Origin of the sequence: Emticicia agri (assembly GCF_004168285.1) — a bacterium.
Classification (GTDB): Bacteria; Bacteroidota; Bacteroidia; order Cytophagales; family Spirosomataceae; genus Emticicia; species Emticicia agri.
The window spans coordinates 84,792-100,592 of the sequence record NZ_SEWF01000015.1 but is presented as its reverse complement, the minus strand read 5'-3'; the positions used below and the strand labels follow the sequence as shown (position 1 = coordinate 100,592).

The 15,801-nt window shown below is 39.0% G+C and carries 15 protein-coding genes; 3 read left to right on the top strand and 12 right to left on the bottom strand.

What is annotated here, in order from left to right:
- Window positions 1–109 precede the first annotated feature (109 nt).
- The 8 genes from EWM59_RS12175 to EWM59_RS12140 form a co-directional block, all read right to left on the bottom strand.
- Window positions 110–502 (bottom strand): hypothetical protein, encoded by a 393-nt coding sequence (locus EWM59_RS12175; protein ID WP_130021254.1) that lies wholly within the window; start codon window positions 500–502, stop codon window positions 110–112.
- A 37-nt stretch (window positions 503–539) separates the two neighbouring features.
- Window positions 540–1,403, bottom strand: a complete 864-nt coding sequence (locus EWM59_RS12170) for a universal stress protein (RefSeq protein ID WP_130021253.1) — start codon at window positions 1,401–1,403, stop codon at window positions 540–542.
- A gap of 168 nt (window positions 1,404–1,571) precedes the next feature.
- Entirely contained in the window at window positions 1,572–2,399 is an 828-nt protein-coding gene (locus tag EWM59_RS12165; protein ID WP_130021252.1) for a hypothetical protein, read from the bottom strand.
- A 61-nt stretch (window positions 2,400–2,460) separates the two neighbouring features.
- Window positions 2,461–2,628, bottom strand: a complete 168-nt coding sequence (gene ccoS / locus EWM59_RS12160; protein WP_130021251.1) for a cbb3-type cytochrome oxidase assembly protein CcoS — start codon at window positions 2,626–2,628, stop codon at window positions 2,461–2,463.
- A gap of 2 nt (window positions 2,629–2,630) precedes the next feature.
- Window positions 2,631–5,039 (bottom strand): heavy metal translocating P-type ATPase, encoded by a 2,409-nt coding sequence (locus tag EWM59_RS12155; protein ID WP_130021250.1) that lies wholly within the window; start codon window positions 5,037–5,039, stop codon window positions 2,631–2,633.
- Between the two features lie 19 nt (window positions 5,040–5,058).
- Window positions 5,059–5,805 carry an acyl-CoA desaturase gene (locus tag EWM59_RS12150; RefSeq protein WP_130021249.1) on the bottom strand — a complete coding sequence of 249 codons (747 nt, stop codon included), beginning with the start codon at window positions 5,803–5,805 and terminating at the stop codon, window positions 5,059–5,061.
- A gap of 235 nt (window positions 5,806–6,040) precedes the next feature.
- Window positions 6,041–6,388 (bottom strand): hypothetical protein, encoded by a 348-nt coding sequence (locus EWM59_RS12145; RefSeq protein ID WP_130021248.1) that lies wholly within the window; start codon window positions 6,386–6,388, stop codon window positions 6,041–6,043.
- Between the two features lie 21 nt (window positions 6,389–6,409).
- Window positions 6,410–7,228, bottom strand: coding sequence for a universal stress protein (locus EWM59_RS12140; RefSeq protein ID WP_130021247.1), 819 nt, complete (start codon window positions 7,226–7,228; stop codon window positions 6,410–6,412).
- 159 nt (window positions 7,229–7,387) lie between these two features.
- On the opposite strand from EWM59_RS12140, the gene EWM59_RS12135 reads away from it, so the two are divergent.
- The 3 genes from EWM59_RS12135 (at window position 7,388) to hemN (ending at window position 11,092) form a co-directional block, all read left to right on the top strand.
- On the top strand, window positions 7,388–8,623 hold the full coding sequence (locus tag EWM59_RS12135) for a PAS domain-containing sensor histidine kinase (RefSeq protein ID WP_130021246.1): 1,236 nt from the start codon (window positions 7,388–7,390) through the stop codon (window positions 8,621–8,623).
- Window positions 8,624–8,636: 13 nt separating this feature from the next.
- Window positions 8,637–9,677, top strand: coding sequence for a response regulator (locus tag EWM59_RS12130; protein ID WP_130021245.1), 1,041 nt, complete (start codon window positions 8,637–8,639; stop codon window positions 9,675–9,677).
- Window positions 9,678–9,742: 65 nt separating this feature from the next.
- A complete protein-coding gene (hemN, locus tag EWM59_RS12125; protein WP_130021244.1) occupies window positions 9,743–11,092 on the top strand; it encodes an oxygen-independent coproporphyrinogen III oxidase in 1,350 nt (449 codons plus the stop codon).
- A 90-nt stretch (window positions 11,093–11,182) separates the two neighbouring features.
- Here the strand turns inward: hemN and EWM59_RS12120 are convergent, their stop codons facing one another.
- The 4 genes from EWM59_RS12120 to EWM59_RS12105 all read right to left on the bottom strand — a co-directional run bounded on the left by EWM59_RS12120 (window position 11,183) and on the right by EWM59_RS12105 (window position 15,798).
- A complete protein-coding gene (locus EWM59_RS12120; protein ID WP_130021243.1) occupies window positions 11,183–13,399 on the bottom strand; it encodes a T9SS type A sorting domain-containing protein in 2,217 nt (738 codons plus the stop codon).
- Window positions 13,400–13,608: 209 nt separating this feature from the next.
- Window positions 13,609–13,974: a Rid family detoxifying hydrolase gene (locus tag EWM59_RS12115; RefSeq protein WP_130021242.1), complete on the bottom strand. Its 366-nt coding sequence runs from the start codon at window positions 13,972–13,974 to the stop codon at window positions 13,609–13,611.
- 34 nt (window positions 13,975–14,008) lie between these two features.
- Window positions 14,009–14,836, bottom strand: coding sequence for a CvfB family protein (locus tag EWM59_RS12110; protein WP_130021241.1), 828 nt, complete (start codon window positions 14,834–14,836; stop codon window positions 14,009–14,011).
- A gap of 266 nt (window positions 14,837–15,102) precedes the next feature.
- Window positions 15,103–15,798 carry a M10 family metallopeptidase domain-containing protein gene (locus EWM59_RS12105; protein ID WP_130021240.1) on the bottom strand — a complete coding sequence of 232 codons (696 nt, stop codon included), beginning with the start codon at window positions 15,796–15,798 and terminating at the stop codon, window positions 15,103–15,105.
- Between the last annotated feature and the right edge of the window lie 3 nt (window positions 15,799–15,801).

The window sequence follows — 15,801 nt, the reverse complement described above, 5'->3', positions numbered from 1 at the left end:
AAAACTTTGATGGAGCAAAATTAGGGTCGGTCAGATGCACAAAACATGACTATCATTTGATGGAAATATGAGATTCATCATAATTTCTGATTCGGATATTGGGTTTTCTCTATTCTGTACTTATAGTTTCAGAGTTGGCAATAAAGTCCCTGAACTTAGCTTTTACAATCCGGTAATCCTGCTCAAAATAGTCCATTTCATCTTTCAGGTACTGGTAGTCAAGTTTTTGCTCTTTATTCAAAATTTTTTCCTCTTTTACACCCTCGGCCAGTTCTTGCTCAACCCTGCCTAATTCGCCCTGTATCTGTTTAATCAGGCGTTGAAAGTGATGAAACTGATTGATAAACCAGTTTTGCTTTACTTCTCTATCAGTACCTTCAAGCCTGCTGATTTCCTCAGTTATACTCAGGAAAAAATCAGTCTCTAATTTCATTAACTCCAATTCATTACGCCATATCCGATACTGAAAATGGGTATGATTCAATTGAAAATACTTATTCATGACTGTTAAATAATAGATGATAAATGTCTTTAATTCATTAAAAAGTAACCAATTCGTTGTCAGGCACTGCTGCATGCACATCTTCATAAATACTCAGTAAAGGAATAACAGGATTGAAGGCAAACCTGCGTGTAACTGAGCGGTTAAAAAGTACATCGAAAAATGAATGATGGCGTGTAATCATTACCAGCATATCAGCTTCATGAGCAATTAAATAGTTCACAATTCCTTCTTCAACGCTATCGGCGTGAGTCTGATAATCAATGATACTGACTTCTTTAAAATAATCGTGGTATTCAAACTTCATCAAGCCATCTAATTCGGTAGAAGACTGCCCTTCTTTTAATACGGTTAATAAAGTAAGCGTGGCGTTCTTTTCTGCTATCAGTGCCTTTAATGACGCAAATTCATCAAAAGAGCTTACAGGCTGGTAATCAACCGCAAGCACTACGTTTTTAATGGGTTGTACTTCTGCTTTAACCGGCACAATGAGCGAATTAACCGCTACGTTTCTTACCACATCAGTAGCTGTACTACCAAAATATATATCATTGCCTTTGCCTGTGGCTCCAACAATGACAAAATCATAATTATGACTTTGATTGAGAATCTGAATCGCACTTGCCGGAGAACCCGACACCAGTTCTGTTTTGAAAGTATGAATCTTTCGGGTATCCAGTTCTTTTATTGCTTCAAGATATACAGCTATCTCTTTTTTAGCAGCTTTAAACATTTCATCTATCAGGGCATAAGCAATTTCAGGAGAACCACCTGCCGGAAAAGTATCATAAGCGTGCATCAGAGTAAATTCGCAAGGGGTATCGCCGAATAAACTGAGTGCATATTGAATAGCATTGTCTGAAGCCTTTGAAAAGTCGGTTGTAAGAAGTATCTTTTTCATGAGAGCATTTCGTTTAATTTGATAGAACAAATCTAAAACAGGTACTAAAAGCAATTTATGAGCAGAAATACCTGTAGATATGATATATATCAGAAAAAAAAAGACAGGTAATACCCGTCTTTTTTCATTTTACGAACCTAAAAATTGTACCTGAGAAACGCTATTTTTTCAATGATGCCCTATAACAGGAAACGCTTCACATTTCCTGTTCTTTAGTCTGTTAGCAAAACAAGGGGCAAGCAGGTTTTCTACTTCATCTATGCTAAATCTTAATACCATACCTTTACTACTGTTGAGTATATCGTTGTTCAGATATACTATCAGATGATTGTTAGTTAAACCAAACTGACGTGTATAGGCTTTCCAGTCGTTCACCAGATTCAGTTTTTGTCTGGTTACTTTCTTTTCAATCATGGAAAAGAAGTTTGCCAGGGCTTTTTCATCCTGCCGAATAATATCACCCTCCTGCAAAAATCGTTTCTCTCTTAAATCATATATTTCCCAGTCCTGATTTTCCAGACAGTAAGTCTTTTCATCTTTACAATTGCCCTCATGCAAATAAAAACCTAATAAATCGTTTTGCAGATGTGTTACTCTGGTGGCTTTGTAGTAATAATGATAGAATTGAAAATCGTAACATTCTTTGTCTCCTTCACAGTTACCAAAATAGGTCATGCCCGACAGCCAATCATTCAGAAAATCCTGTGTTTTCGTATCCAACATGCCACTTATTTGTGCATGAGCCGTTTTCCAGGTACAGTCTAATTCTTCATCTCGCTGCACCAGCGTTACATTCCTGACCGTAATCAGGGTTCTGTTATTGATAAACTTTTCATTCGCCGGAATTTTTGAAAAATCTACCTGTGCACCACAGTTTCTGGCAATAAGCAAAAAGATAATTAACAGAATAACACCTGCTACTGCCCCCGATTCGAGTACAAACAAGATAGATTTCTGAACATAGTTATAGAGGTTCTTGTGTAATTTCGGTTTCATACAAAAGATTGATTGAATGAACAAAGCTAAATCACACAGCTCTTCTAAAACCTGTCTCAACTCATAAAGGCTTATGATTTTCAGCAGGTTTTTCATCGTCAAACAAAATTCTGACTGATGGTGTATAGGTATCATCAAACTGTCCATCGTTGGTAGCCCAGAAAAAAGACATCAGAAAACCTCCGGCTACCAGTAATGCGGCTATTACCAAAAATATAATGACTGCCATAGCTATATCAATTTTTTGAGTCTGGCAAAAAGGTAGGTCATACCTACTGCAAATAACACGACTGACAACGAACTTAAAGGCATAAAAATAGCGGCCATTACCGGAGATAACTGCCCGGATACAGCCCACCCAATGCCTATGAAATTATATACTAACGATAGCAAGAAACTGGCTTTTACGATGCCCAATGCCGTTTTACTGAATTGTAGAAAATCAGTCAACCGGGCAAAGTTTGAGGCATCTAAGATGGCATCACAAGCCGGAGAAAATGCCTGTACGTCTTCGCTTAGGGCAATGCCTACATTACTTTGCCGCAATGCTCCGGCATCGTTCAATCCATCACCTATCATCAATACCCGATAACCTGCTTGCTGTTCTTTCCTGATAAAATCCAGTTTATCCTGTGGTTTTTGGTTAAACAATAATCGGTTCTTGTCAAAATAGGGGTTCAGGTTTTCTTTTTCTTCTGCATTATCTCCTGAAACCAAAGCCATTCTGAAATTGGCCTGTAATTGTTTCAATACCTCTTTCCAGTTTTTTCTGTAGGCTGATTTTATAGTAAAATAGCCTCTGTATTCATGGTTAATCTCAACATGTACCTGACTTGCCTCTACCCTTCCGTTTGTCAATCCGATAAATTCAGTATTCCCAAGCCTGATAAGGCCGCCCTCTACTATTCCTTCAATACCCATGCCTTTTATCTCATTAAAATAACTGACAGTCGCCTTACCAACCCCCACCAGATACTGATGAATCATTTTGCTTAACGGGTGCACTGATTGGGCTGCTAAAGCACTGATTTGCTGTTTTTCCTGTTCGCTTAGTTTCCCGTTTTCAAAATGCAGGTACCCGTTTTTGTTTTCAGTAAGTGTGCCTGTTTTATCAAATACAATGGCATTTATTTCAGTCATTGACTGAATCACATTCTGATTTTTCACAAAAAATTTATTTCTGCCAAAAAATCCCATCGTCGTATTCATCGTAAAAGGCAACGAAAGGGTAAGCGCACAAGGGCAGGCCACCATCAGCACAGCCGTTACGCTTGTCCAGACCAAAGCGGGTTCAACAAAATGCCAGTAAATACCTGTTACCAGCGCAATGGCTAATGTGATATAAGTAAAATATTTGCTGAAAGCATTGGCAAGGTCTATGGCCGGGGTTTTCTTTTCTTTCTTAAAGGCATCATTGTTCCATAATTCAGTCAGGTAGCTTTGTGAGACTTTTTTCTGCACAGCTAAATTCACTTTTTCGCCAATCAGTCTGCCACCTGCATAAATTAATTCTCCTTTTTCTTTCTTAATCGGCTCCGACTCTCCCGTTACGAAGCTATAATCAATATAGGCTCTCTCTGATAACAAAAGCGAATCAGCCGGAATTAATTCCTGGTGGTGAATAGCTATTATATCTCCCTTTTGTAAGGCTGATACATTTTTGTAGCCGTCGTTTACTTTTACTGCCAGCGGGAAATAAGATTTATAATTTCGCTCAAACGACAGGTAATTGTAAGTAACCTGTTGTACCCATTTTCCGGTTAGTAAAAAAAACACCAATCCTGCCAGACTATCCCAATAGCCCGCCGAATGATTCACAAAGGTTTCAAAAGTACTCCTGACAAATAAAGCAGAAATGCCTAAAGCAATCGGAATATCCACACTTAGTACATTTGTTTTCTTGCGTACATTCTCTTTAATTGATATGATGGCACCTTTCAGATAATCGGAAGCCCCGAAAAAGAAAACAGGCAGCGATAGCAAAAAATTGAGATACAAGAAAAAGCCTTGATACGTAGCGTCTGTTATCGTATTCAGGTCTAATTTAAAGTACTCAGGGAAACTCAGCAGCATTACATTACCCATACAAAACCCTACTACCCCAATCTGCAAAATCAGGCGTCTTTGCACTTTATTCTGCTTAGGCGCATGCTCGGCACTTTGCAGATTGATTAATGGCTCATAACCCAGCGTAGCTAATAGCTCTACAATGGTTTGCAAGTTTACTTTCGATGGGTCGTAGCTTAACGATAATTCTTTTCTCAGAAAATTAAGCCTTGCAGTAAAGATGCCTACCTGAATCTTATGAAAGTTTTCGAGCAACCATACGCACGAACTACAATGAATAGCCGGAATAAACAGCGTAACTTTATGAATGGTCTTACTCTGAAAATCTAATAATTGCGCCTGTATTTTTTCATCAGTCAGGTAATCAAACTTGCCATTAAAATTAGCCGATTTCAGGCTGACACCTGCGTGTTGATTCAGGTCGTAATACGAACAAAGATTGTTATCCTGCAGAATCTCGTAAACAGTCTTACAGCCATGACAACAGAAGTGTTTGTCTTCCAGCACAATCGGGTTGCCTGTACAATCATCACCGCAATGGTAACACGCTATTTTGGTTTCATTCAGTGTCATAACTGTAAGGTTTAGCAGATTACATGTAATTCAAATCGTTATTCAATTTGAGTTTAATCACGTGTAGTTTATTGAGCAATAAAATAATTGGGTACGTAGGGTCAAACTCGTGCCACTTAATGCCGAAATTTGCCCTACCGCCCAATTTGTGGTGATTGTTGTGATAAGATTCTCCCATCATCAGAAAATCGAATGGAAGCAGGTTTTTGGCGGTGTCGTTTACCTTAAAGTTGGTGTACCCGTATTTATGCGCAAACCAGTTGATGATTACGCCATGCACTGGGCCCATCAGGTAATGAATGGGCAATAGCAGATATACCCAAGGATTGGTAGCAAAATAGATATAAAACAGGGTGTAAAGCACTCCCCAGCCAATTCTCGAAACCCACGCATCGCCCAGGCGTTCAATAAACATCCAGTTGGGTACATTTTTCTTGAATTTAGGTTCTATATCAGCTTTATCGTTCAGAATATCGTTGTAATATGCTTTGGTTTTCCACATCATCTGAAACAGGTTATCAGAATAACTTGGTGAATGAGAGTCTTTTTCGGTATCAGCATAGGCATGGTGCAAACGGTGCATAATGCCGTAGGCTTTAGGACTTAAAAAAGAAGAACCCTGCGTGATATAAGTAAGTATGTAAAAAAACTTTTCCCAGTCTTTTGACATCGAAAACATATGATGAGCGGCATAGCGGTGCAAAAAGAATGTTTGTGAGAATAAGGATAAATACCAGTGAGCCAGAAAAAAAATCAGAATTGCCATTCAGAACGTGTGTTATTTGAATCACAAAATTAGAGTTGAATCAATGGCGCAAGTATGACTAAACCCCAGTTGAAAAACTGATATTTATCATATTTTGAAATAGATTGTAAAGTCTGAAGCACAAATCATCCCTAACAAAACCATTAAATCCGGAATCACTCCCGGATTTTTATTAATCAGTAAGAGGGTAAGCTAATATATGGGAATACTGAACTCCCTATGAACGCCTTAACACTCACGCAATAGCCCCAAAAATATTCCTGCCTGTGCGGTTCTGCCGTTCAAGTGTCCAGTCGTTGGTAAATGAGGTATGTATCCACGAATTACCCACTTTTCTGAAAACTGCCACCTGCAACCCTAATTCTTCCCAGAAAAAGGCTTCAATCTGGTCAATAGTCATGGTAGGAATAATGGTAAATTCAGAAGGTTTTTTCATACTCGAAATCTCTTCCAGCGTATGAAAACAATCCGTACTTATCTCGTTCCCGTTATGATAAATCTCAATTCTAAGATATGGATAATGCTCATTAAAGATTCTTGCCAACTGATTGACAATCATATCTTTATCAACAATAATTTTCATACGCAATCGTAGTTTTTTAATTTATTGAATAGCTAATACTGGCACTTCTGCATCAAACACCAACCGTCGGGTATTCGCCTGCAAAAACACCCTCTCAAAAAAAGTATGATGTTTCGGAAATGTAATCAGCAATTGTGCTTTACGCTTCTTTACAAAACCATTTATTTCAGCAACCTGATTGGTTCCTACCAGTATCTGAAAAGTATGAGGAACATTTTTAAGCAAATCTCTTACCCTTAAACCTGCCTCTTTTACCTCTTTAGTATTTGCTTCTTCAGTCGTTCTGGCTATATATACTACATCAACCATCGCATTCAGGTCTCTCAGAAAATAAGCTGCCGTATCCAGCATTTCAACCTCAAGCGGCTTTTTCAAATCAATAGCCATCACGGTATTTTCAATATAGCTTAGTCTGTATTTAGGCGGCAGTATCAGCATCGGTATTTTCAGATTGTCTATCATGTCGGTAGCAATGCTCCCAAAATAATTCGCACCCAATGGAGTATCCCCCACGCTACTCATCACAATCAAATCAACCCCGAATTCGTCTATTACTTCTTTCACTGTATCCATCACAAATCCATGCCTGTTGCATTGTATAATCTCAAGCGGTTGTTCAAGTCTGCCTGAAATGCGTCTTTTTAAATAGTTTAGTTTTCTTGCACTTATCTTTTCTGCTTCATCAATCGGATACCCATAGTTACCGTCGTAGGTATTCATGAACCGGTATGAATGAAACAAGAGCAACCGGGCATTTTGCTTGATGGCAATCTGGGCAGCTATGTGGGCAGCCTTGTTGGCGGCTTTTGAAAAATCTGTTGCTAATAAAACGGTTTTCATCTGAGTAGTTTTCTATGCAACAAAATTCAGCATTTTGTCAGGCAATGAATATGAGTATTATCATAAGAGAATATGATAATTCAATTAATTTTGCTAACCTTAACCGGGAAAACTGATTTTTGTCATATTTTTAACTCCTAAAACTTCTCTCCTTTGCTGATGAAAAAGAAAACAGGGGCACTGTCCACTATAGAGGAAATGGATATATTACATCAATCAGAGGCACTTTTCCTCTTTGCCACTGAAGGAATTCTCATTGCAGATACACAAGGAAAAATTATCCGGGTCAACCCGAGTGGTGCAGCTATGTTTGGGTATGAACCGGAAGAATTAGAAGATCTGATGATAGAAGACCTCGTGCCTGCACGTTTCCGAAAGGTGCATGTGGAACATCGGAAAGGTTTCAATGAACACCCACATGCAAGGTCGATGGGCGGAGGCATGGATTTATACGCCAAACGCAAAGATGGTTCAGAGTTTCCGGTAGAAATCAGCCTGAGCCCATACCGCAATAGCAAAGGGGCGTATGTCATTGCTTTTGTGATTGATATTACGGTACGCAAAAAATCAGAAGACCGACTGGTAAGTTATAAAAATGAACTGGAGATAGAAGTTGAAGAGCGCACACTGGTATTGAAAGAAGCGATTCAGAAACTTGAAAAGACCAAAGACGAATTAGACAGGGCGCTGAAACGTGAACAGGAGGTAAATCTGATGAAATCAAGGTTCATCAGCATTGCTTCACACGAATTCCGCACACCTTTAGCTACTGTTCTTTCTTCTTTGTCGTTGGTAGAAAAATATGGCGACTTAGCCGAAAACGAAAAACGGGATAAACACATCAACCGCATTAAATCGTCGGTTCGTAACCTGACAGAGATACTCAACGATTTTCTATCGCTCAATAAGCTCGAAGAAGGAAAAGTAGTAGTAACGCCCGAAACATTTGTTGTGAATGATTTATTAGACGAAATATCTCAGCAAATGCAGGGAATTGCCAAAAAAGGACAGAAAATTGAGTATATATGCGAAACTACGCAGGACTCACATGCTGTAAGGCTCGACTCGAAATTGGTCAAGAATATCGTTATTAATCTTATTTCCAATGCCATTAAATTCTCGCCCGAAAATTCAAGTATTGTCATAAAAAGCCAGTTGTCAGACAAGCTGTTGATTATTAAAATAAAAGATGAAGGCATAGGCATACCCGAAGCCGAAAAAAGGCACGTTTTTGAACGATTCTACCGCATGAGCAATGCCGGAGAAATACAAGGAACGGGTCTGGGGTTAAGTATTGTCAACCAGTATGTTTTATTACTGAAAGGGAAAATTGAATTTACCAGTGAAGAAAAACAGGGTACCGAATTTATCATTACCCTGCCAAGATATTTATAAGCACAACCATACCATGAAAAAAATTCTCTTAATTGAAGATAACGTTGAAATCAGAGAAAATACTTCTGAAATTTTAGAATTAGATGGCTACGAAGTTATCACCGCTGAAAACGGAAAAGTGGGTGTTGATGTAGCTATCAGAGAACTGCCCGACCTGATTATCTGCGACATTATGATGCCTGTTTTAGATGGCTACGGGGTGCTACATCTGCTCTCAAAACAGGAAAAAACCGCTTCTATCCCATTCATTTTCCTTACTGCCAAAGCCGAACGTACAGATTTCAGAAAAGGGATGGATATGGGTGCCGATGATTATATTACCAAGCCTTTTGACGATGTAGAGTTACTGAGTGCCATTGAAAGCCGCTTACGTAAAAAAGAAGTCTCGAAAAAACAATATGCACAGGACATAACCGGACTTGACCAACTGATTGCCGATGCCAATGGCGAGCAGGAACTAAAGAAACTGACTGAAAACAGAGAAATAAGGTATTTTAAGAAAAAGGCCGAGATTTACCGTGAGGGCGATTTTCCTTTATATCTCTACTATGTATTAAAAGGGAAAATAAAAGCTTTTAAAACCAATGATGATGGCAAAGAATTTATTGTGAATCTGTACAATCAGGGAGATTTTGTAGGCTATGTTGACCTGATACAGGAAACCAATTTTACTGATACTACCGAAACCCTCGAAGATGCCGAAATCTGTCTGATTCCTAAAAAAGATTTCAACAACCTACTGCATCAGAATCCGCAAGTGGCGCAGAAGTTTATTCAGTTACTTTCTAAAAACATCAAGGATAACGAAGAAAGCCTGTTGAAATTAGCCTATAATTCAGTCAGAAAAAGGGTGTCAGAAGCCTTACTACGTTTCCATCAGCAAAACCATACTTCCATGAAAATAAGCCGGGAAGACCTGGCCAGTGCCGCAGGGACTTCGCTCGAAACGGCTATTCGTACCTTATCTGATTTTAAAGAAGAAAAATTAGTAGAAATTGAGTCGGGCAGAATCACTATTCTGAATATAGACAAGTTAAAAAAGCTAAGAAATTAGCAAATATGACCGTCATCATATTTCTTTTTTTAGCTCAATACTACTTTTGAATAAAAAAAGAGGAGATGACACAATCAGCACTTATTGACAAGTATAATACTTCTGCGCCAAGATACACCAGTTATCCTACTGTTCCTTTCTGGAATAACGATAGCTTTACAGAGGGGCAATGGAAAGAAAGGTTTATTCAGACCTACAAGAATCAAAAAAAACTAAGTCTTTATATACATCTCCCCTTTTGCGAAAGTCTATGTACTTTCTGTGCCTGTCATAAACGCATTACTGTCAACCATCAGTTTGAAGTTCCTTATATTGAAGCAGTGCTGAAAGAATGGCATCTCTACCGCAGTTTGTTAAGAGAGGCTCCGGTCATTGAAGAAATACATTTAGGTGGCGGAACACCCAGTTTTTTCTCTCCCGAAAACCTGAAAGAATTAATTGAAGGCATTTTATCCGGCTCAAAAGTAAGCCCCACGCATGAGTTCAGTTTTGAAGGACACCCCAACAATACTACCGAAACACATCTGAGAACATTGTATAACCTCGGATTTCGCAGGGTAAGTTTTGGCGTGCAGGATTATGACCATCAGGTACAGGTAGCTATCAACCGTCTTCAACCTTTTGAAAACGTAAAAAAAGTTACCGAGTTAGCCCGCCAAATTGGCTATACTTCAATCAGCCATGACCTGGTTTATGGATTACCTTTTCAGAATATCGAGCAGTTTGAAAAAACCATCAGAAAAACCATAGAGCTTGCCCCTGACCGATTGTCTTTGTACTCGTATGCCCATGTACCGTGGCTGAAAGGAAACGGCCAACGGGGATTTGACGAAAACAACTTACCGAGTGCCACAGCCAAAAGAGAATTGTATGAGTTAGGCCGAATGATTTTTGAAGAAAATAACTATACCGAAATAGGCATGGACCATTTCGCACGCCCTACTGACGCATTGTTTAAGGCAAGCAAAAATGGTTCGCTCAACCGCAATTTTATGGGCTATACCACTACCCAATCTAAATGTATGCTTGGGCTGGGCGTATCTGCCATCAGCGATTCCTGGACGGCTTTATCACAGAATACCAAAAGTTTAGACGAATACATACATTTGACCAAAAACAACATCTTTCCGTTGTTGCGCGGGCATATTCAGTCAGCGCAGGATATGCTATGGAGAAGCTACATTCAGAACCTGATGTGTAGATTCGAGACCGACTTCTCATCGAACGACCTCAATCAGGAGCAGGTAAGACAGTTATTGGCCTTGCAGGAAGATGGTATCATTGTATTGAAAGATAATAAGGTAAGCGTTACAGCAGAGGGAAGAGCATTTATCAGAAATGTGTGTATTGTTTTCGACAAGTACATTCGCCCGACAGGCAATGTAATACAAAATACTTTTTCAAAGGCTATTTGATAAGTATTTTAATTTTAGCAAAAGTTGTTATAATAAAAGAAGCGTCTCTTTGAGACGCTTCTTTATTTTATAACAATCTTGAGGTGCTAATTAAAACTTATATACTCTTCTTGAGATATGTTGCGAACCTGTAGTGATATTGATGATATAAGTACCTTCTGAGAAATTACTTAAATCGAAACGATATTCTTTCTGATTCGAGTTCAATTTAGATTTCATTACTTCTCTGTTAGATTTATCAACAATAGTTACTACACCCACCTGATTCTGCATGCTTTCAGGTAAAGTAACCTGTACGGCATCAGCAGTCGGGTTTGGATATACCTGCCAAGATTCGTTGCTGATAGTACCTTTTACCAATCCGCTGGTAGCTGCAGGCGTCATAACAGATACGGTATCTGTATAGGCAGAAGCACCTTTTGGATTGACAGCTCTTACCTGGTACCAGTATTTAGTATTAGCCGCTACGGTGTTATCAACATAAGATGTTACGTTCATAGCAGTAGTGGTTACTCTACCCCAGTTGGTTCCGTCTGTCGAACGTTCAATTTCAAATCCTTCTTCTTTGTTTGAATCATCGCCCCATTTCAAAGTTACAGAACGGGCAGCGGCAGTTGCTTTCAAAGCATAAGGTTTGTTCGGAATAGCTGTGTAGAACGACGTAATACTTGTCCAGTCTGTAAACTCAGAAGAACCGTGCTCGTTTACTGCTCTGATACGGAAATAATAAGTAGCACCTTCATCAAACGGAATACTTGTAGCTGATGTATAGTTTTTCATCAGATTGGCCGTTAATAAATTCTGTGTAAAGTTTACATCGGTTGCTCTCTCTAATACAAAGTAATCTTCATCATTAGAAGCATCGGTCCAGCGTACCATTAAAATATCATTGCCAAGGCTGTCTTTTGTTGAAATAGCTTGCAGGTCAGTAGGCATAGACGGAGGCCCTAAAGTAATTTCAGTAGCTACATTTGAATACGGTGATTGACCGAAAGTATTAGCTGATAATACTTTGTACCAGTATCTGGTTTTAGGCTTGGCTGTTGTATCGCTGTAAGTAAATTGCTCAGGAGCAAGAATGGCAATTTGTTTGAATCCGTCAGTTGCACTTACGTCTGAACGATAAACTTCGGTAGATAATGGGATATCATACTCACCGGCTAAATGATACGACCAGTTCAGGTCAATTCTATATGGCGATAATGTTTTTGCTGCCAAATCGTATGGTGGTGGTGGTGGTACTCTCTTCTTGGTAGAAGCCATCACTATATTTGACGGACCACTGCGACCTCCTTTGTTTACTGTCAGAATTCTGTAATAAAACGTTTGTCCTTCGCCTAATCCTGCATCTTCATACCAGTTAATAAACGGAAAATAGCTATCGTTCAGGTCATAGAAGTTAGCTCCATCAGATGAACGTTGAATAATAGTAGCCGTTTGGTTAGAACCGTTAAATGTCCATTCTAAACGAATTGTATTCAGGTTTGACCATACAAAAATTAACTCTGACGGCGCCTGTGGAGGGTAAGGCAATGTTTCAAATTGTCTTGAGGTTACCACAGTTGAAAGACCACTTACGTTATAAGCCGCTATCTGATAGGTATGATAGGCAGCATCCGGCAAAGTTTTATCAACATATACACGCTGACCTGTACCTGCATAAGCCGGAAGTGTTGCTATACCTACGTAAGGGCCACCATTGGTAGAACGCGAAATGTAGAATCCTTGCTCGTTGGTTGAGTTATCATTAAAATACAATTTTGCTTCAGTCTGTGTTGTTTCATGATCAAGAACCAGCACATTTGAAGGAGCATTTGGGATAGAAGGATTGGTTGATACAGTAATAATATCGCTCCAGCAAGAATACTGGTCAGCAGGAGCATTAACTGTACCAGGAATAGTTACAGTACAGCCTGAAAACACAGTTGGACCAGCACCGGCTTTCACGGCTCTTACTGCAATTTTGTAGGTCATACCAGGTGATAAACCGGGTAGGATTCCGGTAGCAAATGAACCTAATGACTGAGGGGCAGAATTGAAGCTATAACTTGTACCATTGTTGCTTGAAATAGCAATCTGGAAAGAAGTTTCTTGTGAGCCACCAGAAGTATTATCGCGCCAAACGAGGTTAATCTGAGTACCTACTCCGGAAACTGAATTTCCGGCAAGTTCGGTTGGTTTTGGTAATACAGGAGCCATTGTGATGGAAGTAGGCGCGGATTCTTTTGAGATTTCTCTCTCTTTCGCCTCAACATTCCAAAAAGCAATCATCAACAATAATAGAGATAGAAAATAATTTTTTCTCATAGCTAAACTATTTTAGTTTTAGTTACAAATGGGAGGAATTTCTTTTTTTGTAAATATATAAGATTTTCTTTATTAAAGATGTATTCTTAACAATGAAAATTATTTTACGGTAAGGATTTATTTATTTGGAAGAATATTTCTTTATGACAAGTACCTGATAATCAAGTTCAAGCATTTGACATTAAAAAAAACGCTTCCAACATTAAATTTTAATTAACCGCAATGACAGAAATTTCAACATTGACATCTTTTGGCAGACGGGCTACCTGAACGGTTTCTCTCGCAGGCGGGTCTGATGGGAAATAAGCCCCATATACTTCGTTGATGGCCACAAAGTCGTCCATACTTTTCAGGAATATACTTGATTTCACAATGTTTGTATAATCCATTCCGGCGGCGGCTAAAATATGCCCGATGTTTTCCATAATCTTTTTAGCCTCTGCCTTTATATCGCCGGAGGTAGCCAGCTCTAAAGCTATCTGCCCTGATACGTATAAAGTATTGCCTGCCAGTACAGCCTGACTATACGGACCAATAGCTGCGGGGGCTTTTTCAGTAAAAATAATCTGTTTCATATTTTCTTTTTTTGTTGCCTTTTCTTTCTTGTTGTCAGACTAAATAAATTCCGTCGTCTTCTATTCTGATTAAACGTTGCTTGTACAAACCTCCAATAGCCTTTTTAAAGGTCTTTTTACTCATTTCCAACTGATACATTACATAATTGGCATCGCTTTTATCGGTAATGTCTAAAAAACCATTGTTGGCTTTGAGTTTTTCCAGGATTTTCTCTGCATTGGGTTCTATATTGGCATATCCCTGCTTTTGCAGGCTCACATCAATGCGGTTATCTTCTCTGATCAGCTTGATATATCCTTTAGTGCGACTCCCTAACTTTACACGCTGAAAAATCTCATTTTCGTAAATCAGCCCTTTATACGTATTATTGATAACTACATTAAGCCCTAAGTTTGTTTCTTCAAAAACCAATAAATCTACCTCCTCACCTTCGCTTAAATCGATTTTTTCTTTTTCAAAAAACTTATTCACTTTGCAAGACCCTACCAGGCGGTCGGTTTCTTCGTCAAGATACACATACACTGCGCACCAGTCGCCTGTGTTTAGTTTTTTATTCTGTTCTTTAAACGGCACAAAGAGGTCTTTTTCAAGTCCCCAGTCTAAAAAAGCACCAATGCCCGTAACAGCCATTACCTGTAAATACGCAAACTGATTTAACTGAACCTTGGGTTCGAGCGTAGTAGCAATAATCCGGTCTTCGGAGTCTTTATAGATAAATACCTCTATGTCGTCGCCAACGATCAAATCATCGGGTATATATTTTTTAGGCAACAATACATCATTGCCGTGGGTATCGCCCAGATACATCCCCACACTTGTACCCCGAAGCACTCTTAAAGTATTTTTAACGCCAAGATTCATATGGAGTGATTATTTTAATCGTGAATTGTGAATAGCGAATTAGTGAATAATTTAATGCTGAATTATTAGGTAGCAAGTAATTATAAACCATAGCTTTTCTTAATATGATGTGAGTTCGGTGAATAAACCACTCATTACAAGGCATTTACAGCCCCATAGGGACTAAATTGTATCGAACTCACATTAATATACCTATTTCGTGGCATAAAGGTTAATTATTTCCAAGTATTCGCTAATTCACCATTCGCTAATTCGCAATTAACCACTCAATCCAAAAAATAATAAGGATTCCCCACCTCATCATAAACTAAATTAGAAAGTATTCCCAGATTGAGTGTTCCATCTTTTTCAAAAGTTTTGCCTGTAAAAATCATTTCAACTTCCTCGGCACCTACTTTTCTGTAAATGGGTTTCATGGTTCCACCAAATTCTCCGGCATTTACTGTCGGGTTCCATTGAAACTTAGCTTTCACTAAAGTTCCTCTCGGAGCCATCATAGGTGGTGGCAGTTCTCTGTTTCTTAAATCAACATCGTCGGGGTGGTCAAGCCCTAAAGAATGACCAAATTCGTGTGCAGCAGTGGTGGATTCTCCTAAATTATCGCTTATCAGCCAGTGCCCGATATTCCCTCCTAATTCATTGCCCATAAAAGAGCGTTTCAGGATATTATTCTGCTCTATTCTGATAAAGTTATTACGGAAATCGGTATTGGTTTGTACCAGACCGAAAACTGCTTCTTCTGTTACAATCGCTGATTCTATTTCAAATCTGACGGGATAGGTTACTACACTTCTGTCAGCTTTTCTTAGTTGTATTTTACCGTGTGCCCCGTTGTATTGGCTCTGTATCTCCTCTACAATTTTATCAGCCAGTTCGGCGGTGGCAAAGTTGCCATAAAACCAGAGTTTGGCCGCAACAACAACCTCTCCTGTCTCCTCATCGATAGCGGCTATAGCTGACATACC

What these genes read in the sequence shown, in the direction of transcription:
- EWM59_RS12150 (WP_130021249.1), bottom strand. Translation starts at nt 5,805, where the DNA reads ATGGCAATTCTGATTTTTTTTCTGGCTCACTGGTATTTATCCTTATTC.
- hemN (WP_130021244.1), top strand. Translation starts at nt 9,743, where the DNA reads ATGACACAATCAGCACTTATTGACAAGTATAATACTTCTGCGCCAAGA.
- EWM59_RS12155 (WP_130021250.1), bottom strand. Translation starts at nt 5,039, where the DNA reads ATGACACTGAATGAAACCAAAATAGCGTGTTACCATTGCGGTGATGAT.
- EWM59_RS12130 (WP_130021245.1), top strand. Translation starts at nt 8,637, where the DNA reads ATGAAAAAAATTCTCTTAATTGAAGATAACGTTGAAATCAGAGAAAAT.
- EWM59_RS12170 (WP_130021253.1), bottom strand. Translation starts at nt 1,403, where the DNA reads ATGAAAAAGATACTTCTTACAACCGACTTTTCAAAGGCTTCAGACAAT.
- EWM59_RS12120 (WP_130021243.1), bottom strand. Translation starts at nt 13,399, where the DNA reads ATGAGAAAAAATTATTTTCTATCTCTATTATTGTTGATGATTGCTTTT.
- EWM59_RS12145 (WP_130021248.1), bottom strand. Translation starts at nt 6,388, where the DNA reads ATGAAAATTATTGTTGATAAAGATATGATTGTCAATCAGTTGGCAAGA.
- ccoS (WP_130021251.1), bottom strand. Translation starts at nt 2,628, where the DNA reads ATGGCAGTCATTATATTTTTGGTAATAGCCGCATTACTGGTAGCCGGA.
- EWM59_RS12135 (WP_130021246.1), top strand. Translation starts at nt 7,388, where the DNA reads ATGAAAAAGAAAACAGGGGCACTGTCCACTATAGAGGAAATGGATATA.
- EWM59_RS12140 (WP_130021247.1), bottom strand. Translation starts at nt 7,228, where the DNA reads ATGAAAACCGTTTTATTAGCAACAGATTTTTCAAAAGCCGCCAACAAG.
- EWM59_RS12105 (WP_130021240.1), bottom strand. Translation starts at nt 15,798, where the DNA reads ATGTCAGCTATAGCCGCTATCGATGAGGAGACAGGAGAGGTTGTTGTT.
- EWM59_RS12165 (WP_130021252.1), bottom strand. Translation starts at nt 2,399, where the DNA reads ATGAAACCGAAATTACACAAGAACCTCTATAACTATGTTCAGAAATCT.
- EWM59_RS12175 (WP_130021254.1), bottom strand. Translation starts at nt 502, where the DNA reads ATGAATAAGTATTTTCAATTGAATCATACCCATTTTCAGTATCGGATA.
- EWM59_RS12110 (WP_130021241.1), bottom strand. Translation starts at nt 14,836, where the DNA reads ATGAATCTTGGCGTTAAAAATACTTTAAGAGTGCTTCGGGGTACAAGT.
- EWM59_RS12115 (WP_130021242.1), bottom strand. Translation starts at nt 13,974, where the DNA reads ATGAAACAGATTATTTTTACTGAAAAAGCCCCCGCAGCTATTGGTCCG.